Genomic DNA, 21,108 nt, shown 5'->3' with positions numbered 1-21,108 from the left:
CATTCATCACGTGGTCCCGTATTTGGAAGCTCCCCCAAAACGGTACTTTTTCAGTTCTTTGCTTGCCAATTACCAGTATATAAGTTTACAATTTCCCATTCATTCCCAACCATTTATGGAGAACAATACGGGCAATGCAGAATCACGCCGTATCGAAATACACCACCATATCCTCAGGCATCCTCCTTGGTGCCATCGGGTACGTCGTGAACTGGCTGAACCCGCCCCTCTTCTTTGGCGTCAATATTTTCTTCGGCTCCTTCTTCGTCATGCTCGCCCTGTTCCGTTACGGGACGGGTGCCGGTGTGCTGGCCGCAGCCCTGGCGGGGAGCTACAGCCTGATCTCCTGGCACCACCCGCTGGGAATGCTGATTGCCGTAAGCGAGGCGCTGGCGGTCGGGCTGATGCTGAGGCGGTCCCGCAATATCGTCCTACTCGACACGCTCTACTGGTTCTGCCTCGGCATGCCCTTTTACCTCCTTTACCATGTGGTGGCCCAAACCGACCTTGCACTGGCCACCCTGCTGACCCTCAAGCATGGCGTCAACGGCATCTTCAATGCACTTGCCGCAACTCTTCTGTTTCAATTTGCCAATCTTTCGCAATCTTTCAGGCGCCCCGGCGAACCGTCCCCCAGCTTTCAGCACATCCTCGCAACATCCATGGTGGCAGCCATCCTTATTCCGGGCATCGGCTACGTCGTCCTGGAAATCAAACGGGACATCGCCCTTGAAGAGCAGCGGATTCAGCAGAGGCTGCACTCCACTTCGATTCTGACCCGGCAGATGATTGAAACCTGGCTCGCCGACAAAATCCACGATGTAAAGACCCTGGCATCACAGGTTGGCGACCCCCAGATCGTCCCGGCCGCCACCATCCAGAAAAAAGCCGAGCTGATAAAAGCGCTGTCACCCCATTTCCTGAAGATGTCGGTCCAGAACGACAGAGCCATCTCCATAGCCTTTGTACCGGAGCGGGACGAGCAGGGACGCCCGAACACGGGAAGGGATTACTCCGCTATGCCCTACCATCGCATCGTGCGGGAGACCCTCAGGCCGGCAATATCGGACATTGACTACGGCACCATAACTAAAGGGCCGCGTCTGGCCCTCTTCGCGCCAATCGTTCTCAACGGTGAATTTCGCGGCTACTGTACCGGAGTCATCGAGATGCCGCGATTGACGGAACAGTTGCGCATAATCGGAAGCAATCGGGCCGTAGACATAACCCTCCTGGACCGGAAAGGGCAGATCATCACCAGCACCGATCCCAACAGGAGATTGATGGAACTCCTGAACCCTCTCCAAGGAAATGAGCGCAAAACCCTGCCGGACGGATTCTATCAACTCATCCCACGCCTCAAGAGGGCAAGCGACCTTCAACGCTGGCAGCTGGCATCCGTGGGCATGGACTCTCGCCTCAATGCGAACGTGCCGTGGACTATCGTCATCACCACCCCAATGAAACCATTTCTGGACAGGCTGGAGAACAACGCCAGCCGCGGCTTTGCCCTGCTCCTCGTTCTGATTGTCTTCTCCGTCGCCACTGCCCAGGCTGCCAGCGCAGCGTTCATCCGCCCCATCGCTGAACTGGAAAAGATGTCCGAAACGCTCCCCATGGACGTCATACAGAACAAGGAAATTCAATGGCCCAAAAGCGGCATCCGGGAGATTGCCGGGCTCATCGGCAACGTCCGGCAGATGGCTTCCACGCTCCAGAGCTACGTCCACGAACTGCAAACCCTTAATGAGTCGCTGGAACGGCGGGTGGCCGAGCGAACCGAAGACATCCGCCGCCTTAACGAGGAACTGGAAGAGCGGGTAGCCGAGCGGACATCGCAGCTCAAATCGGCCCTCCTCCACATGGAGTCTTTCTCCTACTCCATCTCCCACGACCTGAGGGCTCCGCTGCGGGCAGTAAACGGCTACGCCCACATTTTGCTGGAAGATTTCGGGCAGGCCATCCCGGAGGAAGCCCAACGGTATCTAAAGCAGATATCCGGCAACGGCACCCGGATGGCTGCTCTCATCGACGATCTGCTGACCTTCTCCCGCCTGAGCCGGCTCCCCCTTAACAGGGAAACCATGGAGCCCGCAACCGTGGTCCGCGACGCACTGGAAGAACTGGAGAGAGAACGGGCGGGACGCACGGTCCAGGTCACGGTTGGAGAGCTCCCCCCCTGCCTGGCCGACCCATCCCTTATCCGGCAGGTTTTCACGAATCTTCTCTCCAATGCGTTCAAATACAGCCGCAAACGGGATGACGCCAGGATAGAGGTGGGGAGTTTCCAAAAGGAAGGGACGACAGTCTATTTCGTAAGGGATAACGGCGACGGCTTCAACATGGCTTACGCCGACAAGCTATTCGGCGTCTTCCAGCGGCTCCACCGCAGCGAGGATTTCGAGGGGACCGGCGTAGGACTTGCCATCGCCCACAATATCGTCACCCGCCACGGGGGGAGCATCTGGGCCGAAGGCACTCCTGGAGAAGGTGCGACCTTCTTCTTCACCGTCACATCATGAGCAACTGAGCACTACTAATCGGAGCATCAGACGGCAAACGACCGGAACCGCTCCACCGCCCCCGGGATTTCCTCCTCCCGGATGTTGCCGAAGGCAAGCCGCAGATAAGGTTCAAGCCCCGGACCGAACACTTCTCCCGGCAGGGAGATGACGCCGGCCTCCACAGCAAGCCGACGGGCCGCCTCCCGCCCCTCCCTTCCCTTGAGCGGGTGCCTGACCCACGCGAAGAACGTGCCGCTGGCCGCCAGCTCGAAGGGATTCCCCCGCCCCGCGAAAAGTGAGCGGAAGAGGTCATGGCGCCGCTCCATCATGAGACGGTTTTCCGCGACCCAGTCATCGAGATGGCGGACCCCATACAGGATCGCGTGCTGGGTGATGCGGGGCTGGCAGACCGCCATGGTGTCCTGGGCCTTGAGGGCGTGGCCGATGAACTCTTCGGACGCCACGAGGCACCCGGCCCGGTAGCCGGTTAGCGCATAAGTCTTGCCGAAGGACATGATCTGGACCAGGTGGTCACCCCAGTGGGGATCGGCGAACAGATCATGGGGAGCCGGGCCGCCGGGAATGAAGTCGGAGTAGGTCTCGTCGATGACCAGGGCGGTTCCCCGGCGCCGGGCCAGGGCATAGAGTTCGTGGATTACGTCGGGCAGGGTGACGACGCCGGTGGGGTTCGAGGGGGAAACAAGAAGTATCGCCCGGGTCCGGGGGGTGATGAGCCGCTCCACCGCCGCCGGATCGATGACGCCACCCCGTTCCTCGTCGAAGGGGAGCCAGACCGGACGGATGCCGAGCATCTCCAGGGCCATGGGGTGATCGAAGTAGGCGGGGAGCGGCACGATGACCTCGTCACCGGCCCGGCAGAGGGTCACCATGGCGAGCCAGAAGGCCTGGCTGGCGCCGATGGTGAGACAGACCTCTTCCGGCGCGGGTCCCGCCCCGTAAACCCGGCCGTAGCGGGCGCATACCGCCTCCCGCACCTCTGGAAGCCCTTCGTCGGGGGAATACTTCGCCATGGTCGGATCATCGAGGCACGCCGCAAGATAGTCAACCATCTGCCGGGCCGGGGCGTAGTCGGGCACCGCCTGGCACAGGTCGATCAGGGGGCGCGCCGGGTCGGGCTCACGGCCGGCAAGCCACCCCTTCACCTCGGAGATGGGGGGTGGGTGGACAGCGCGGATCTGGTCGGAAATGGCAAATTTCATCGATCTACCCCTTCAGCATGATGAAGCCCAGCTGCCGTCCCGTTTCCCCGCCATCGCGGCGGTAGGAGAAGAAGACCTCCGGGGCGCATGAAACGCACTGCCCGGCCGTTTCAATGTTACGCTCCGGAATGCCGGCCGCCCCCAGTTGCAGGGCGTTGGCCCTGGCCAGGTCCAGCTGCCACCGGGCCGTGTCCTTGATGGTGGCCACCGCATCCCAGTCATGGCCGTCGGCCCGGAAGGCGTCGGCAACCGGTTTGTCCACCTCGTAGCAGCAGGGGCCGATGGCGGGGCCCACGGCCGCCAGAATATCCCGGGGCTCGGAACCGAAAAGATTGATAAAGGCATCCACCCCCTTGCGGCAGATCCCCGCTGCGGTCCCCTTCCACCCTGCATGAAGCGCCGCCGCCACCCCTTTCACCGGGTCCAGCAGGAGCACCGGCACGCAGTCGGCCACGCAAACCCCGATCATGACCCCCGGCTGGTTGGTGATGATGCCGTCGGCCTCCAGCTTCTGGAAGTATGAGTAATCGGGATTGGGCGAATCGATAACCAGAAGGTCGGTGCCGTGGACTTGGGTCACTGTCACCAAGCGCCCCGTCTCCACCCCGAAAGAACGGGTCAGGAGACTCCGGTTCCCTTCCACGGAATGGGGTGAATCGTTGGTGCCGGTCCCCAGGTTGAGGGAATTGTAGGGCGCGCGCGAAACCCCTTCGTGCCGGGTGGTGAACCCATGAACCGATACCCCGGCGGCAGTCAGTATCTCCGGCTCCAGATAGTGAACCTTGTCGGCCCGTTTCGTTTCCATCGTTCTATGCTCCTTGCTGTTCAAGATAAGTGATGATTCGAGCCATATCCTCGGGAAGTTCCGTGTCGAATTCCATGTAACCGCCGCTGGCCGGGTGGATGAAGCCGAGGGTCTTGGCGTGGAGTGCCTGGCGCCCCAGCTCCCGGACGAGCTTTTTCAGCACCGGGTCCCGCAGGTCGTTGGCCCGGCCGGCGCCTCCGTAGACTTCGTCACCCACCAGGGGATGTCCCGCCTCTGACAGATGGACCCTGATCTGGTGGGTCCGCCCCGTCTCCAGCCGCAACCGCAAGAGGGTCATCCCCGGATAACGGGCAAGGACCTTCCAGTGGGTAACGGCATGTTTGCCGTGTTTCGCCTTTCCCGACATCCGCAGGCGGTCAGTGGGGTGGCGGCCGATGGCCCCTTCGATGCGACCCGTCTCGGTTTTCGGCGAGCCGAAGACCAGGGCCAGGTAGATCCTCTTGATGGTATGCTCCCGGAACTGGCGGGCAAGCCCCTCGTGGGAGCGGTCGTTCTTGGCCACCACCAGGACGCCGGTGGTATCCTTATCGATGCGATGGACGATGCCGGGGCGGATCTCGCCGCCGATCCCCGACAGGTCGTCACAGTGGGCGAGGAGCGCATTCACCAGCGTTCCGCCGGGGGTGCCCGCACCCGGATGGACCACCATTCCGGCCGGCTTGTTGAGGACCACAAGGTCGCCATCCTCGTGGAGAATCTCCAGGGGTATTTCCTCCGCCTCGGGTAGCGCAGGCACCGGCGGCGGCACCACAACGACGATGCACTCCCCCCCCCGCAGCTTCAGGGACGGCTTTTCCACCTTGCCGTCCACCGTCACCCGCCCCTCGTCCATGAGGCGCTGCACCGTGGACCGGGTCATCCCTTCAATGGAACGGGCAACAAACTGATCGAGCCGGCCAGGTTCCCCGTCACCGGGAGCAATGAATTCGTATCTTTCTTCCATGATTCCTCAAAAACGACAAAGGCGCGACCGTAAATCGCGCCCCGTCTGCAAAACCCTTCGTGATATTTCCGTTACCAGATCGGAGACTCGATCTTGCCTGCCCGCTTGATCAGAACATCAACGAGGGCGATATCATAGATGGTCCCGGCGGCAATCTCCGGCACCACCCGGGTCTGGAAGTGCTGGCGCCCTTCCTCGATCTCCTCGGCAAGGAGCTCGAAGATGGAATCCTCCTTGATGCCCCGCTCCACCTTCTCGCGATTGTAGATGGCAATGTCCGAAATGATTGCCCTGGCAAGTCGCTTTGCCTGTTCGGAATTATCGATAAGACTCATGGGATGTCCTCTTGTTGGCTTTCATTTCGATATCCCGGCACAGAACGGAACAGTTACCGCAACCGGAGGGAAAAGAAGATGCTGGCGCCGCCCCGGCGCACCAGGAGAATCGCCGTCCCTTTGCGCTCGGCCTCGGCCATGGCGCGGTCGTACTCGGCCGGGGTTGCAATGCTCCGGCGATTGACCGAAACGATTATGTCGCCTTGCCGGATGCCGGCCTCGGCGGCAACTCCTCCATCTTCCACGGCGGCGGCCATCACGCCTGACGCACCGCGGCGAAGCAGTTCCGGCGGCAGGGGCTCCACAACCAGGCCGATAATATCCGGCGCGCCCCCCTGGGGATGGGATTTACGGGCCGCGGCGCTGTCGGCGCTGGCAGAGGTGATGGAAAGCTTCATCTCGCGCCCGCCGCGGAACACCGTGACCGGAACAGTCTTGCCCGGAGCCGTTGCGGCAACAACCCGCTGGAGGTGCTGGGCGTCCTTAATCCCGGTGCCGGCGAAATCGAGGAGGATATCACCCTGGCGGATCCCCCCCTTGGCGGCGGGACTCCCCTCCATCACGTCGGCTACCAGCACCCCGCGGGCCTTGCCCAGACCGAACTCACGGGCCAGTTCGTCGGTAACCGGCTGGATCGATACGCCAAGCCATCCGCGGGTCACGCTCCCCTTGGTGATGAGCTCGGTAACGATCTGCTTGGCCATGTTGACGGGGATTGCGAAACCTATTCCCTGTCCGGCGGCAACTATGGCGGTATTGATGCCGATTACCTCGCCGTGGACGTTCAGGAGCGGCCCCCCCGAGTTGCCCGGATTGATGGAGGCATCAGTCTGGATAAAGTCCTCGTAGGTCTCTATCCCCATATTGGAGCGGCCGGTGGCGGAAACCACCCCGACGGTCACGGTTCGGTCGAGGCCGAAGGGGTTGCCGATGGCGATGGCCCACTGCCCCACCTGGAGTTTGTCCGAATCGGCCAAAACTGCCACGGGGAGGTCTTCCCTGGCATCGATCTTTATGACCGCGATATCGGTCTTGGGGTCGCTCCCCACGATCTTGCCGTCATAAATATTCTCGTTGGAGAGCTTGACCTTGATACTCTCCGCATCGCGCACGACATGGTCGTTGGTTATGATGTAACCGCTTTTGTTGATGATGAAGCCGGAGCCGAGGCTCTTGTCGCGCCGGTAGCGGGGCCGGCTTTCGCCGAAGAACTCCTCGAAGAGCGGCGAAAACTCGAAAAAGGGCTGCTCTATTTTCTTTCGGCTGATGGTGGAGATATTGACCACCGCCGGCGTCACGTTTTTCACCAGCGCCACAAAGGCCTGCTGAGTGGCCATTATGTCCTTGGGCACTTCCTTTACCGGCGCTTCGGCCCTCCCCGTCTCGTAATAGAGCTTCTCTTCCTTCTTCGAGCATGCGGGCAGTACGGTGAGAAACAAAAACAGAACTATAAACAAACGACGAATTTGCATCGGGAATGCCTCGGCAATCATGGTGAGGATGTCCTTAAACCGTTGAAAGAGTAGCCAAATTGCCTATGGATGTCAACGCCCTTTCGCCCCCGATCGGCTCCCTCTGCAGACACCTCCATATAAGCTCTTGACGCTCCCGGCTCGATTGCCCTATAACGGGCGGAAGACAGGAGGCATCCGTGGAAGACATCAAGTCCAAAATCAAGGAACTGAGGCTCGGGGAAAAAATCCGCAAGCTCCGCCAGGAGCGGCGTCTCACCCTCCAGGAGCTCTCTGATCTGTCAAGCCTCTCCAAGCCCCTTCTGTCCCAGATCGAGAACGACCAGGTCACCCCCCCCATCGCCACGCTCCTCAAGATCTCGAAGGGGCTCAAGGTGGGAATCAATTACTTCTTCGAGGAGGAAGAAGACCAGCAGAAACTCGTGCTGACCCGGGCATCCCAACAGACGGCCACCCTGCGCCGCACCGGCAACGACGCACCCCACGGCTACACCTACCGGTCGCTGGCCCCGGGCATGCGCCACAAGCCCATGGAGCCGTTTCTCGTGGAGTTCGAGCTGACAGCGTGGGATGACCGCTTTTTTTACCGCCACGACGGCTTCGAGCTCATCTACCTCCTGGAAGGGGAGCTGGAATTCCACTACGGCACCGACGTCATGCGGCTAAATCCCGGTGACAGCATTTACTACGACTCATCGGAACCCCACGGGTATGTCTCTGTGGGCGAAACAAAAGCAACGGCCGTTGCCGTGCTCTACTCGAAGAATTAGCCGCTGGCTCCCACTCCATCCCTAATCGGGCAGTTCCTCGCAATCCACATAGACCCAGCTGTCGAGCTGGCCGTTCTCCAGCGTGACCTGAATCGTCCCCCCCTCCTCGGTACAGAAGGAGGTGTAACCAATCTCGCCGGTTTTCAGATTCCGGACTTTCACACGCTCGCCCTTCCGCTCAGTTCGCTGACAAATACCGGTACGCTCCTTGTCTTTCATGACATACCTCCTCCTGGTGGAATTTCGTAGTAACTCCACTAGGGTAACACGGCAAGCGTGCTTGGCAACCGGGCCGGAGCTATATCTCCTCACCATGCATCACATTAACCGGAACAATCCTCACGCAAGCCGGAACACCGGCCAGTTCCCCATGGACCCCGGCAAGAAATCGCACCGTTGCCACCCTGTGGATGTACGCCTGGGTGAAGCGGTAAAAAAGCTTCCTGATGGACGAGGGCGTGCTACCCAGCAGGCGGGGGCGGGAACCGGCAAGGCGCAGCGTCAGCCGCACCCCCCCATTATCTTTTCCCACGAGAAACGACAGATCCCCCCCGCCGGTCCGCACCAGCGCTCCTCCACGGATGACAAGGGAAAGGGATTCTCCCTGCTCATCCCTTTGCCGGACGGGCGCCATGAAACTGATGAGGCTCACGGGGAGCCAAAGGACGCGAAACTCGACTCCCCCGGCCGTAACCTGCGGACGGACAAGGGAACGGGTAAACCGCCTGATAAAAGAAAGGTAGCGGTCCAGGAGTAAATCGGGGGAAACTCCGGCCGCAAGGCTTTGCGAAATCGTCATCCATTGAATGGAAAAAACGGAGAAATCCTCCGTAAGCACCTGTTGACAAGCTATTTCCTGCTCCGCCGGGGTCGTAGCTCCGCTCATATATCCTCCCGCTGGCGACGATAGCACAACATACTCTTCATTGTCCCCCTAAAGGCATCAGCCCTGCGACAGGAGTCTTGAGTTTTGGGAAAAAGTAGCGTATAAAAAAATTCTTTGCAGCAACGGATCCTTTGAACGGATTCCCATAAAGACTCAACACCGCTTTAGGAGAGATGGCCGAGTGGTCGAAGGCGGCAGACTCGAAATCTGTTGTACCGCTTGCGGTACCTAGGGTTCGAATCCCTATCTCTCCGCCATATCATCGTCCGGAATAGTCCGGGCACCCCACTAAGTCCCGAGAAATCGGGGCTTTTTGTTTATGCATCGCCCGGCACCGCCAATCGTCATGGAATGCCGGCCTTCATTCGACGCGCAAGCAATCACGAGTCCTATCATGACCCACCGGCTTCATTTGGAACAGTTCGGCCCGGTCCATGCCCTTCCCGTCATACACTACCGGATGGAATTCGCCTGGCTCGTGCGGGAGGCGGTGCATCGCGTCAGGCCCGGCTGCATAGCCCTTGAACTGCCGCCAACCCTGAAAACCCCCTTCCTGCGGGGAGTAGCGCGGCTGCCTGAGGTGTCGGTTCTCAGCTACGGGACAAGGGGAAAGCGGGACGAAGCGGTCTACCTAATCATCGAGCCGGCGGACCCTCTCGTGGAAGGGGCGCGGCTCGCACAGGAACAGGGCATCCCCGTGGAGCTGATCGACGTGGATGTCGACTCCTATCCGCTTCACCACGAGGCGCTTCCCGATCCCTATGCCATCCACCGGATCGGCCTCACCCCCTACTACGAGGAGTACCGGAAAAGATGCACGTCCCTTCCCCACGGTCCTGAAGACCTGCGGCGGGAGCAGGGAATGGCTTTCCGGCTCCAGCAACTGGCCCGCAACCATGACCGCATCCTCTTCATTTGCGGAATGTTTCATCTGGAGCGGGTAAAGGAAGCGTTCAGCCGCCCCCTGGCTCCCCCCCTTGAACGGGTGCGGCGCGACAACGTGGCCCTTTTCAACCTCCACCCGGATTCCTGCCGGGAGATTCTCGGCGAGTTCCCCTTCCTGTCGGCGGTATACGAGCTGCGCCGCGGCCCCCTCCCCCCGGAGCCCGCCGACGGCGGGGCGACGCTGCGCAAACGCTACAGCGCCCTGGAGTTGATCGCCGGGGGAAAACAGGAAATCCCCGAAGATGACCTCCTGCGGCACGCCATTGAACGGAGCGCCCGCCACGCAGGAAAGGAGGGGGAATTCCCCGACCGGCAGCGGATCGTCTACCAGCTCTTCCGCGAAGCATCCCGTCACTACCGGCAGGAAACCGGCGAACCGGTTCATCTCTGGCAGAAGCGGGCCTTCTTCCGCTTTGCCCGCAATTACGCCCTCACTTCCGGCATGCTTATCTCCGATCTCTTCCAGCTTCTGGCAGCGGCCCGGGGGTGCATCGACGACAATTTCGCCTATGCCTTCTGGCGGCAGGCTACCTGCTATCCCTGGCAAAAGAACGATACCGACATCCCGACCCTTGCCATCTCCCCGGAGGAGATCTGGGGCGGAAGCCGCCGCATCCGTTTCCGGCCTCGCCGGAAGAAGCAAAAAGGGCTGTCGCACCTGGGATTTTTGAACAGGAAGAAGGAAAAGCGCCCCGGCGAATGGCTGGAGGGATTCGACAATCCATCCATCTGCTCCTATCCGCCGGAAGACGTGGTCATCGAGGATTACGGCCGGTTCCTGAAGCGAAAGGGAGCCATGCAGCTATCCGAAGAGCTCTCCCGAACCGAGCCCTTCACGGCATCGCTCCTGGACGGGATCGACATGCGTGAGACCCTGCGGAACTTGGCCGACGGCCGGATCTACGTGCGGGAGAACCAGCGGGCCAAAGGGGGGGTCGGCGGGGTGGTGGTGATTTTCGACGAGGACCGGGAGGGACGCAGATTCCCCTACCGGATGACCTGGCTCGGGGAGCACGACCAGGAGTCGGACATGGCCTTTTACGCTACTTCCCCGGCAGACAACATCGTGGGTCCCGGCATCTGCCGCTGCGAGTACGGCGGCTTCCTCCTCTCCTACCCGCCCCGGCGCATGGTGGATGTCTGGCAAGACCCGGACTACGCCTTCGCCCGCTCCAAGGCCGAGGTACTCCTTCTGGCGGCCCTGGACTACGCGCCCGAAAAGCATGTGGTATATGCGGCTGCCCGTCCGCCACGGAGCTTCTTCCGCCAGCTGGCGGCCCGCATGGGAAAAAAGATCGTCTATATCCCCCTGGGCTCCCTGTCGCCGGTGAAACTCAAAGGGCTGCGGATCCTTCACATCCTCCACGGCCACGACAAGCGGGAAATCGCCCGGGATTACATCTGGTAGGGCTTGCTACGCGCCACCAGCCGGTTATACTGGGTGAGTAACGCCACGCCGGAGGCCCCATGTCCTGGTTCGCCAATCTGAAGATAAGTACCAAGTTCAACATTATTCTCTCATTGCTTCTGCTCTTCGTCTTCCTTGCGGCGGCATTTTTCGTCTACCAGCGGGAGCGGGCGCTCATCAACCGGATTGCCGTTGACAACGCCCGAAGCATCGCCCGGCAGATCATCGAAACCCGCGACTACATCTCCAGCGTGGTAAACGGCGAACCCAATGAAAACTACAACCTGGTCCCCCAGGTAGTTGCCACCAACGTGGCCAGGCGGCTGACCAAGGGGAGCAACTATTACGTGCGGCAAGTCTCGCTCCGCTACCGCAACCCGGAGAACCGCCCCGATTCATTTGAAGCCGAAATGCTCGGGAGCTTCAAATCGGACAAGAACACGGAAACCTACCGGATTGTCGGAACCGGAAAGAAGCGGAGTTTCCGCTATATGCTCCCGATGGTTGCGGAAAAAAGCTGCCTCGAATGCCACGGCCGCTACGAAGAGGCGCCACCCTTTGTCCGCGCCCGCTTCCCCAAAGGACACTATTCCTACAACTACCGGGTCGGTGAGGTAATCGGCGCCGTGTCGGTTTCCATCCCCCTCGCCGACCTTTATCGAGAGGCCGGGACCAACTTCCGGAATGATCTGGCCTACCGGGGGCTTACCTTCTGCCTAATCATCCTCGTTATGGGGCTCCTTGTCCGCCGCACCATCATCAATCCGATCCGCGAGGTATCCGGCACCATTGCCCACGTTGCCGCCACCGGGAGCTTCGGTGAACGGATCAAGCGGCGCAGCAGGGACGAAATCGGCGAACTCGGGGCAGCTTTCAACGAAATGATGGATGAGCTGGATATCAAGACCCGGCAGCGGATGGAATCCGAGGCCCGCTACCGCAACGTCCTGGAGATGGCCCAATCGGCGATCGTAACCTTCCTGGCCGACGGCAAGCTTGTCATCACCAACCGCAGGGCCGAGGAGCTTTTCGGGCTTCCCAAGGACGAATTGCTCGGGGCGTCCATATACACCTTCCTGGACGACGGCGGCGTGGTAAGGGACGACATCGAATCCTACCTCCGCAACGGTGGGGGGAAGATGGTTGGAGAGACGGTACCGCAGAAAATCCGGAACGTCGGGGGAGAGATAACTGCTGTGGAGATGGCCCTCTCCATGTCAAGCTCGGACGAGAATCCCCTCTTCACGGCAATTCTAAGGGAAAACATCCGGCACAAGGCACTCTGAAACGGATATGGCATAAAAAAAGAGGGGGATACGCCGATGCGTTCCCCCTCTTTTCCGTCATCCCTCCACCATGCCGTTGGCTTGTAAGGGCCTCACAGCGAGTTCCTTACAGGTGGCAAGCTCTGTGCCGCTTCAGGCAAATCCCGCAAGGGGCAGCACACCGCGGTCTAAAGAGCCCCCGTTTTACGTAAATGTTCCGCTGGGGCATGTCAGCCTGACGCGCATGGCAGAGAGAATTCTAATCTTTGTAAACAGTTTAGCGCCATGCCCCGGAGAAATCAAGGGGCATTTCCACCTCAGCCGCCGAACCCCAGGAAAGCATTCAGATGCCGGATTTCATCCATGAGCGCATCGAAACCATGGAAGGTCAGCGACTGGGGACCGTCGGAAAGAGCCTTTTCCGGTTCCGGGTGAACTTCGACCAGAACGCCATGGGCTCCCGCAACAAGCGCAGCCTTCGCCATGGGAGCCACCAGGCTTCGCCTGCCCGTCGCGTGGGACGGGTCCACCATGACCGGCAGATGCGACATCTCCCTGATGAGGGGAACCACTGCCAGATCGAGGGTGTTGCGGGTGGCGGTCTCGAAGGTCCGAATCCCCCGCTCGCAGAGGATAACGTGGGGGTTCCCCTCGGCCAGGATGTACTCGGCGGCCGCCAGGAATTCCTCAAGGGTCGCGCTCATCCCCCGTTTCAGGAGGACCGGCTTCTGGATGCGCCCCAACTCCTTCAGGAGCTCGAAATTCTGCATATTGCGGGCACCCACCTGAAGGAGGTCGGCGTATTCCGCCACAAGCCCGACCGTGTCTGGACTCATGACCTCGGTGACGATGGGAAGCCCCGTTGCCTCCCGGGCTTTGGCCAGGAGCTTCAGCCCCTCTTCCCGCATTCCCTGGAAGGTGTGGGGGCCGGTGCGGGGCTTGAACGCCCCACCCCTGAGAAGATCCGCCCCAGCCTTCTTGACCGCCCGGGCGGTTTTCAGAATCTGCTCCTCCCCCTCCACGGCACAGGGGCCTGCCACCACCACCGGCCGCTTCCCCTCGCCGATGGAGACACCGCAGACCTTCACAATGCTGTTCCGGGGATGAAAATCCCGGGAGACGAGCTTATAGGGCTTTGATACGTGGATTACTTCCTGAACCCCTGGCAAGTGACGAATGGTCGTATCGTCCACGTACCCCTTGTTGCCGAGGACACCGATGGCGGTTCTTTCGCTCCCCGGTATCGGCGCCGCTGTGAGCCCCATGGTTTCCACCGCCTTCACAACCGCCTCGATCTGCTTCGGTCCAGCTTTGTGGTTCATAACGATCAGCACGCGCCCCTCCCCGCCCAGGAATTTCAAACAGCTAACGGGGCAACGATAGCAGAGCGAACGGCGGGGGTCAATCATGAAGGCTTTTTCAGGATGTACCGGAGAAGGGGCATCTGCGCCTTGCTTTTTCCCCGGCAATGGGTAGAATGGGGTTCCCCGGCCGTAAGCAGCGACAGAAACGGCCCTGGGGATATGGCACATCCCTTAAAGCTGGATTACGGGAGGAGCGATGAGGCTCAAAGAAGCGCAGATTGCCAGGCTTGCCGAACAAGTGCTGGAGCGGCTCACCGACGCGGGACTCATAACCCTCAAGGCCGAGCGGGGTGTCGTCCTGGACAGGATCAGGGGGGTCGTCGCCGCCGATGCCCAAGGCGAGGATAATCTTGAGAAGGAAGCCGAGCGGCTCCTGGAGCAGACCCTGCGCTCCATGGGGGGCGGCGCCGGCATCGACCGGCATAAGATGCTGAAGATGATCAAGGAGCGGCTGGCAAAAGAGAAGGGAATCGTCCTATGACCCCCCGCCGGCCGGTACGGAGCACGAAACCATGAGCATTTCCGAAGATCGCGTATCCCATCTTGCCCACCGTATCCAGGACCGTCTCTGGAAGGACGACCTGGCCGACTTCCCCGATGAGCGGCGCTCCCTCCAGTGCATCAAGGAGGCAATTTCCTCCTTTTTCGCCGTCACCGGCGAGGTGGATGCCGCCGTCCGGAGGAAACTCGCCTCCTACTCCCAGTCAAAGGTGCCGGGGAGCCGGGAATACGAAATCCTCTACCAGAAATTCTACCAGGAAGAGATGGCCAGGAGAAAATGGTGATCCACGGCACGCGCTCCATATGCAGGCTGGTCCTCGCCCTGCTTCTCGCCATCCCGTTTCTGCTGCCGTTGGCCGGTTGCGGACCCAAGCCCCAGGTGTCGCTCGCGCCATCCTTCCACCCCGCTACCGATGTGGAAACCGCCTATGTGGTCCCCTTTGCCGGCGCCCTTGTCCCCGAGGAATTCTCCGCCACCGTGTTCAACGATTTCGTGGACCAGCTCAATGGCCGGCGGCGTGAAACCGGCATCCGCTCCTTCACCATCCTGAAGGATGACTTGAAGACGGTGGGCGCTCCATGGCTCTCCCGCCAATATTACATATCCGGCGACATCTGGAGCTATGTGGAGGATTCCGGTTGCTGCTCCACCAACATCCGGGTCAAAGCCAGGGTATATATCCACGAACCCGGCAAGAATGCCCCATCGGTGGAGATCTTCGTTCCCATGGAGAGCTTCTTCGATCATGACCGCTCCACCATAGACCGTGAACGGGACCGGCTGGCCCGTGCCCTTGCCCGCGATCTTTCGCGAAAAGTCCTCGACGCCCTTTCCCCGCACGGTTCTCCATCCCCGTCGACCCCCTGAATTTTTTTTTGCGAATGGCCTTGATTTTTACCCGAGGGGTGACTATAGTTACTCCGTGTTAGCACTCAGCCGCATTGAGTGCTAATTTTTTTCGATGAAATCACGTGAGCATACTCATGGAAGAAAGGAGACGCAGCAGATGAAACTCAGACCGTTGCAGGACCGCATCCTCGTAAAAAGGATTGAGGAAGAGCAAGTTACCGCAGGAGGGATTTTCATTCCCGACACCGCCAAGGAAAAGCCCCAGCGTGGCGAGATCGTGGCCGTCGGCAATGGCAAGAAGACCGAAGACGGCAAGGTGATCCCCGTTGACCTGAAAGTGGGCGACAAGGTTCTTTTCGGCAAGTACGCCGGCACCGACATCAAGGTTGAAGGCCAGGACTTCCTCATCATGAGGGAAGACGACATCCTCGGCGTTATAGAATAACGACCGGCTTCGCCAAAGGTCCGTAAAGCAAAGAAAAAGAAGATTAAATAGGGAGGAACAGAAAAGATGGCCAAGATTATCAAGTTCGATCAGGAAGGGCGCAACGCCATCCTGAAAGGTGTCAATACTCTTGCCGACGCGGTCAAGGTGACCCTCGGCCCCAAGGGACGCAACGTCATCATCGAGAAGTCCTTCGGCTCCCCGCTCATCACCAAGGACGGCGTCAGCGTTGCCAAGGAAATCGAGCTGGAAGACAAGTTCGAGAACATGGGCGCCCAGCTCGTGAAAGAAGTCGCTTCCAAGACCTCCGACGTTGCCGGAGACGGCACCACCACCGCTACGGTTCTTGCCCAGGCCATCTACCGCCAGGGCTCCAAGCTGGTGGCCGCAGGCCACAACCCCATGGAGATCAAGCGCGGCATCGACAGCGCCGTTGAGACCATCGTGGCCGAGCTCAAGAAAATCTCCAAGCCCATCAAAGATCACAAGGAAATCGCCCAGGTCGGCACCATCTCCGCCAACAACGACAAGACCATCGGCGGCATCATCGCCGAGGCCATGGAGAAGGTCGGCAAGGAAGGGGTCATCACCGTCGAGGAAGCCAAGGCCATGGAAACCAGCCTTGAGACCGTGGAAGGGATGCAGTTCGACCGCGGCTACCTCTCCCCCTACTTCGTGACTGATCCGGAGCGCATGGAGGCTTCCCTTGAGAACGCCAACATCCTGATCCACGACAAGAAGATCTCCAACATGAAGGATCTCCTCCCGATCCTTGAGCAGACCGCCAAGAGCGGCCGTCCGCTGCTGATCATTGCCGAGGACATCGAGGGCGAGGCCCTGGCCACCCTGGTTGTCAACAAGCTGCGCGGCGTCCTCAACATCTGCGCCGTGAAGGCCCCGGGCTTCGGTGACCGCCGCAAGGCCATGCTGGAAGACATCGCGGTTCTCACCGGCGGCAAGGTGATTTCCGAAGAGCTCGGCTTCAAGCTCGAAAACGCCACCTTCGACATGCTCGGCACTGCCAAGCGGGTCACCATCGACAAGGACAACACCACCATCATCGACGGCGACGGTTCCGAAGCCGATATCCAGGGCCGCGTAAAGCAGATCCGCGCCCAGATCGAAGAAACCAGCAGCGACTATGACCGCGAGAAGCTCCAGGAGCGCCTGGCCAAGCTCGTGGGCGGCGTTGCCGTCATCAAGGTCGGTGCCGCCACCGAAACCGAGATGAAAGAGAAGAAGGCCCGGGTCGAGGACGCCCTCCACGCTACCCGCGCAGCCGTTGACGAAGGGATCGTCCCCGGCGGCGGCGTTGCCTACATCCGTTCCCTCGGCGCCCTTGAAGGAATCAGCCTCCCGGCAGAGCAGCAGTTTGGCGTTACCCTCATCAAGCGCGCCCTTGAGGAGCCGATTCGCCAGATCGCCCAGAACGCCGGCGTTGACGGTTCCATCGTCGTCGACAAGGTAAAGAACGGCGAAGGCGCATTCGGCTTCAACGCTGCCGATGACGAGTACGTGGACATGATCGCGGCCGGCATCATCGACCCGACCAAGGTTTCCCGCTCGGCTCTGCAGAACGCCGCTTCCGTGGCCGGCCTCATGCTGACCACCGAGGCGATGATCGCCGACAAGCCCAAGGACGAAGCAGCTCTTCCGGCAATGCCCGGCGGCATGGGCGGAATGGGTGGCATGGGCGGCATGATGTAAATCATTCCAGCTCTTACTGGATGAACGGAAAAGGGGAAGGACTTCGGTCTTTCCCCTTTTTTTGTTCCCAGCATTTTGCCGACCTGTTTCGATTGTGTATTCGGGTGGCAACCTTTGAAATGTGTACCAATTGGATGAGCAAAAAAAACAGCGTGGGTCCTTGGCTCCCCGCGAAAATGTGTATACTTAACAAATGCCAAGGATTGCTCCGCGGCCCACACTTTTCGGGCAGGCAAAGGCCTGCTTTTCCTGCCCGCGTCTCGAGGGAGGGGAGAATACGATGAACGGTACCAGCACCGTGACGCTGCGCGATCATATCGCCGCGGTCAAGGAGGGAACGCGCCGCTTCGAGAACGCTTTCCAGGGGGTAACCCGGATGATCCTGGAGCAGGGAGTCGACAAGGTGGTGGTCAACGGCCGCACCACCTACGATTTCCGGATATTCCGCACCGGCCGCAAGCACCCCGTTGGCATGTACGACGAGATCAACAGCTTCGTCTCCTTCGTGAAGGATGCGGCCGAAGGGGGCTCCTCCAAGGAGATGGCCTTCGTCCTAGTGGGAGAACCGGGCAACGGCAAGACCTTCTTCGTGGAGTTCGTCTGCGCCCGCTACCGGGAGTTCCTCACAAAGCCCGAAAACCGGCGCTATTCTTTCCGCTACACCGGAATGGCACAGTTGGGGAGCTATGGGAAAATCGACGTAATAGAGTCCCAGACCTACGAGGACCCCATGGTCCTTGCCCTGAACCTCTTCGAGACCCGGAGGGAGGGGGCGGAATTCCTGACCCGTGAGTTCGGCTTCACCGACAGCGAGCTTGAACATCTCTCCGACAACTACCGTCCGCTGGGGGCCTGCTCCAGCTACATCCTCAACGACATCCGGAACTTCACCGGCGGCGATATCGGCGCGATGCTTAACTTTATCGAGGTAATCCCGGTCCCCCTCACCGAGACCCTGGGGACCATCACCGGCAAGTACGCGGCAAAAGACAAGATCACCTCCAGCGCCGTGGACCTCCTGGGGGAAGAGTCGATCCAGCGGCTTCTCCACATCACCGACATCAACAACCCCTACCGCTTCGATCTCCGCCGTGGCGCCCTGGCCCGGGTGGCCGGCGGCGGCATCCACTTCTCCGACGAGATCTACAAGAACAAGAAGGACCTGGTGCAGGTGTATCTCGGGGTCATCCAGAACCGGGTCATCGAGATCGACGGCTACCGCTGGCCCATCGACACCCTCATCATCGCCACCAGCAACAACGCCGAGTTCAACCGCTACCTCTCCGAGAAGGAAGAGGCTCCCATCATCGACCGCTGCCGCATCTGCTACGTCTCCCACAACACCAACTACCGGATGCAGGAGCAGCTCACCACCTACGCCATCGGCGGCGAAACCAAGACCACCCTGAACCGGGAGGAACTCCACCAGGACCCGAACCTGAACTACGCCGCCTGCGTGGGGGTGGTGCTGACGCGGCTCCCCCACTCCGAGAAGCTCACCCCCATCGAGGCCATGAAGCTGGCTGCCGGGGAGGTCGCCGGGGAGAAGAGCCTCAAGACCCTGGCCGAGGTGGTGGACATCCTGAGCCAGGAGCAGGACGTCACCAAGCGCTTCGGCCAGAAGGGGCTGGGCCAGCGTAACCTGGGGCGGGCGGTCCAGCTCCTGGTGGAAAGCTCGGAGACCAACGAGGGGCGCTGCATGGTGGCCTATGACGTGTTCAAGTCCCTGGAGCGGATCGTCCTCGACTACGTCCCCGACCAGAACGACCGGGCCAAGTACCTGGAGGATCTGAAGATCGCCAAGGGGCTCTACCGCGAGCGGATCATGACCGAGATGTTCAACGCCTACATGGATGAGCCCTATGCCATCAAGAAAGACGTCATGAACTACGTGAACATGATCATCGGCATTGATGCGGAGAGCCTCGGCCCAGATCGGATGTGGAAGTACAAGGATCCCCAGACCGGCGAGCTGAAGGCCCTGAAGATCGACGAGCGCTACGTGAAGAACGTGGAGGACCGCCTTGGCCTGAAAACCGAGGAGCAGCGGGAGAGCTTCCGCACCTCCATCCGCAAGATCTACGGCCAGAAGATCTCGGTGGATCCCACCTACGACTTCATGGACAACCTGGAACTGGTGAAGGCGGTGACCGATGTGCGGCTCAAGAGCGACATCGCCGGCGCCGGCTCCCTCATCGGAGCCCTGGCCAACCGCACCAACGAGGAAAACCAGAAGCTCTACGACCGAATGGTGGACACCATGCTGAAGAAGCTCGGCTACTGCCGCACCTGCGCCCAGAAGACGATCGAATACTTCTGCACCCAGGAAGATGAAATCTAGACAGGAACGCGGCTTTTCCGCAATTTCTGCGTTGATCTTGCGAAAATCCCGTTTCTATACGGTCTGAAACCAATATGAAAAACGAAGACTCCAACAACTCCAAACTCTGGGACATCTCCTCCTTGGCCTCCGAGCCCCAGGGGTCCTACACCACCCGGCTACGCTCCCTGGACGAGCTCATGGAGCGGGACCGGCTCAGGGAAGAGGACGGGTTCCCCCGCAAGATCCGGATCGGCAAGCTCATCAAACCGGGCAAGGGGGGGCAGGAAAAGTTCGTGGTAGTCCCCACCACGGTGGAAGAGAAGTTCATGCACGACAGCGCCCCCACCCCTCCCGAAGAGGAGGAGCCCATGGGGGGGACCGGCGACGAGGCGGAAGGGGACATCCTCGGCGAGCAGCCGGTGCGCCCCGAACAGGGATCGGGAAGCGGCACCGCGGGGCACGGTGGCGGTGAGGGGCACGAGCTGGAGTCGTCGGCCTACGACCTGGGACGGATTCTGACGGATCGGTTCAACCTGCCGAACCTGAAGGAGAAGGGGAAGAAGAGCTCCCTCTCCCACTACACCTACGACCTCACCGACCGCAACCGGGGCTTCGGCCAGATACTGGAAAAGAAGCAGACCCTCCGACGGGTCATCGAAACCAACATCGCCCTGGGGAACATCACCGACGTCACCGACATCGACACAACCAAGCTCCTCATCGACCCCAGGGACCGGATTTTCCGTATCCTCTCCCGGGAACTGGAGTATGAATCCCAGGCGCTGGTATTCTTCGTCCGGGACTATTCAGGCTCCATGGACGGCAAGGCGTCGGAGCTGGTCTGCTCCCAGCATGTGCTCATCTACAGCTGGCTCCTCTACCAGTTCGCCAGGCAGGTGGAGACCCGCTTCGTCCTCCACGACAGCGACGCCCGGGAAGTGCCCGACTTCTACACCTACTACAACCTCAGGGTGGCAGGGGGAACCCGGGTGGCGGCGGCCTACAAGCTGGTGAACGATCTGGTGGAGCAGGAGAGCCTTGCCAAGGATTACAACATCTACGTCTTCCACGGCACCGACGGCGACGACTGGGACACAAACGGCGAAGAGACAATTCCCGAGCTGCGGCGGATGCTCACCTACGCCAACCGGGTGGGGATAACCATCGCCGAGCATAATGCCTATGGCCCGCGGGGAGCCACCGAGGTGGAGCGCTACCTGAAAGGGTCTGGGCTCCTGGATGAAAAGCCGGAGCTGCTCCGCATGGATGTAATGGGCGAAGACGCGGAGGAGACGCGAATCATCGAAGGGATCAAGAAACTGATCTCCTGATTCCTCAAGGTTG

General features: G+C 60.4%; 19 protein-coding genes, 1 tRNA gene and 1 other RNA gene. 12 read left to right on the top strand and 9 right to left on the bottom strand.

What is annotated here, in order from left to right:
* The first annotated feature begins 134 nt into the window (after positions 1-134).
* Positions 135-2,522 carry a sensor histidine kinase gene (locus tag JZM60_RS06185; protein WP_207164631.1) on the top strand — a complete coding sequence of 796 codons (2,388 nt, stop codon included), beginning with the start codon at positions 135-137 and terminating at the stop codon, positions 2,520-2,522.
* 26 nt (positions 2,523-2,548) lie between these two features.
* Here the strand turns inward: JZM60_RS06185 and JZM60_RS06180 are convergent, their stop codons facing one another.
* From JZM60_RS06180 to JZM60_RS06160, 5 genes are all read right to left on the bottom strand, one after another.
* On the bottom strand, positions 2,549-3,724 hold the full coding sequence (locus JZM60_RS06180) for an aminotransferase (protein WP_207164630.1): 1,176 nt from the start codon (positions 3,722-3,724) through the stop codon (positions 2,549-2,551).
* Positions 3,725-3,728: 4 nt separating this feature from the next.
* Entirely contained in the window at positions 3,729-4,529 is an 801-nt protein-coding gene (gene pgeF, locus JZM60_RS06175; protein WP_207164629.1) for a peptidoglycan editing factor PgeF, read from the bottom strand.
* A gap of 4 nt (positions 4,530-4,533) precedes the next feature.
* Positions 4,534-5,493, bottom strand: a complete 960-nt coding sequence (locus JZM60_RS06170) for an RluA family pseudouridine synthase (protein ID WP_207164628.1) — start codon at positions 5,491-5,493, stop codon at positions 4,534-4,536.
* A gap of 71 nt (positions 5,494-5,564) precedes the next feature.
* Complete coding sequence (locus tag JZM60_RS06165; RefSeq protein WP_207164627.1) at positions 5,565-5,828, bottom strand: hypothetical protein; 264 nt, start codon at positions 5,826-5,828, stop codon at positions 5,565-5,567.
* 53 nt (positions 5,829-5,881) lie between these two features.
* Positions 5,882-7,300: a DegQ family serine endoprotease gene (locus tag JZM60_RS06160; RefSeq protein ID WP_207164626.1), complete on the bottom strand. Its 1,419-nt coding sequence runs from the start codon at positions 7,298-7,300 to the stop codon at positions 5,882-5,884.
* A 179-nt stretch (positions 7,301-7,479) separates the two neighbouring features.
* On the opposite strand from JZM60_RS06160, the gene JZM60_RS06155 reads away from it, so the two are divergent.
* Positions 7,480-8,070 carry a helix-turn-helix domain-containing protein gene (locus JZM60_RS06155; protein ID WP_207164625.1) on the top strand — a complete coding sequence of 197 codons (591 nt, stop codon included), beginning with the start codon at positions 7,480-7,482 and terminating at the stop codon, positions 8,068-8,070.
* 21 nt (positions 8,071-8,091) lie between these two features.
* Here JZM60_RS06155 and JZM60_RS06150 read toward each other — a convergent pair whose 3' ends face one another.
* Positions 8,092-8,289 carry a hypothetical protein gene (locus JZM60_RS06150; protein ID WP_207164624.1) on the bottom strand — a complete coding sequence of 66 codons (198 nt, stop codon included), beginning with the start codon at positions 8,287-8,289 and terminating at the stop codon, positions 8,092-8,094.
* A 79-nt stretch (positions 8,290-8,368) separates the two neighbouring features.
* Positions 8,369-8,956, bottom strand: coding sequence for a hypothetical protein (locus JZM60_RS06145; RefSeq protein WP_207164623.1), 588 nt, complete (start codon positions 8,954-8,956; stop codon positions 8,369-8,371).
* A 167-nt stretch (positions 8,957-9,123) separates the two neighbouring features.
* On the opposite strand from JZM60_RS06145, the gene JZM60_RS06140 reads away from it, so the two are divergent.
* The 3 genes from JZM60_RS06140 (at position 9,124) to JZM60_RS06130 (ending at position 12,595) form a co-directional block, all read left to right on the top strand.
* Positions 9,124-9,213, top strand: a tRNA-Ser gene (locus tag JZM60_RS06140).
* Between the two features lie 137 nt (positions 9,214-9,350).
* Positions 9,351-11,309, top strand: coding sequence for a hypothetical protein (locus JZM60_RS06135; RefSeq protein WP_207164622.1), 1,959 nt, complete (start codon positions 9,351-9,353; stop codon positions 11,307-11,309).
* Between the two features lie 59 nt (positions 11,310-11,368).
* Positions 11,369-12,595 carry a Tll0287-like domain-containing protein gene (locus JZM60_RS06130; RefSeq protein WP_207164621.1) on the top strand — a complete coding sequence of 409 codons (1,227 nt, stop codon included), beginning with the start codon at positions 11,369-11,371 and terminating at the stop codon, positions 12,593-12,595.
* Positions 12,596-12,653: 58 nt separating this feature from the next.
* On the opposite strand, the gene ssrS is transcribed toward JZM60_RS06130, so the two are convergent.
* Both ssrS and aroF read right to left on the bottom strand, forming a co-directional pair.
* Positions 12,654-12,831: non-coding RNA, 6S RNA (gene ssrS, locus JZM60_RS06125), on the bottom strand.
* 60 nt (positions 12,832-12,891) lie between these two features.
* Positions 12,892-13,908, bottom strand: coding sequence for a 3-deoxy-7-phosphoheptulonate synthase (gene aroF, locus JZM60_RS06120; protein ID WP_207164620.1), 1,017 nt, complete (start codon positions 13,906-13,908; stop codon positions 12,892-12,894).
* A gap of 226 nt (positions 13,909-14,134) precedes the next feature.
* On the opposite strand from aroF, the gene JZM60_RS06115 reads away from it, so the two are divergent.
* The 7 genes from JZM60_RS06115 to JZM60_RS06085 all read left to right on the top strand — a co-directional run bounded on the left by JZM60_RS06115 (position 14,135) and on the right by JZM60_RS06085 (position 21,095).
* The gene (locus JZM60_RS06115; RefSeq protein ID WP_207164619.1) at positions 14,135-14,419 is read left to right on the top strand and encodes a DUF507 family protein; all 285 of its coding nucleotides are present in this window, start codon (positions 14,135-14,137) and stop codon (positions 14,417-14,419) included.
* Positions 14,420-14,450: 31 nt separating this feature from the next.
* Complete coding sequence (locus JZM60_RS06110) at positions 14,451-14,723, top strand: DUF507 family protein (protein ID WP_207164618.1); 273 nt, start codon at positions 14,451-14,453, stop codon at positions 14,721-14,723.
* Positions 14,720-15,307: a hypothetical protein gene (locus tag JZM60_RS06105; protein ID WP_241426385.1), complete on the top strand. Its 588-nt coding sequence runs from the start codon at positions 14,720-14,722 to the stop codon at positions 15,305-15,307. Before JZM60_RS06110 ends, JZM60_RS06105 begins: the two co-directional genes overlap by 4 nt.
* A 139-nt stretch (positions 15,308-15,446) precedes the next feature.
* Complete coding sequence (groES, locus tag JZM60_RS06100; protein WP_207164616.1) at positions 15,447-15,734, top strand: co-chaperone GroES; 288 nt, start codon at positions 15,447-15,449, stop codon at positions 15,732-15,734.
* Between the two features lie 66 nt (positions 15,735-15,800).
* A complete protein-coding gene (groL, locus tag JZM60_RS06095) occupies positions 15,801-17,441 on the top strand; it encodes a chaperonin GroEL (RefSeq protein WP_207164615.1) in 1,641 nt (546 codons plus the stop codon).
* A 280-nt stretch (positions 17,442-17,721) separates the two neighbouring features.
* Complete coding sequence (locus JZM60_RS06090) at positions 17,722-19,782, top strand: serine protein kinase PrkA (protein ID WP_207164614.1); 2,061 nt, start codon at positions 17,722-17,724, stop codon at positions 19,780-19,782.
* A gap of 74 nt (positions 19,783-19,856) precedes the next feature.
* On the top strand, positions 19,857-21,095 hold the full coding sequence (locus tag JZM60_RS06085) for a DUF444 family protein (RefSeq protein ID WP_207164613.1): 1,239 nt from the start codon (positions 19,857-19,859) through the stop codon (positions 21,093-21,095).
* The last annotated feature ends 13 nt before the right edge of the window (positions 21,096-21,108 follow it).

This window comes from Geobacter benzoatilyticus, assembly GCF_017338855.1.
Classification (GTDB): domain Bacteria; phylum Desulfobacterota; class Desulfuromonadia; order Geobacterales; family Geobacteraceae; genus Geobacter; species Geobacter benzoatilyticus.
This window is presented reverse-complemented; position numbering and strand designations above follow the sequence as displayed.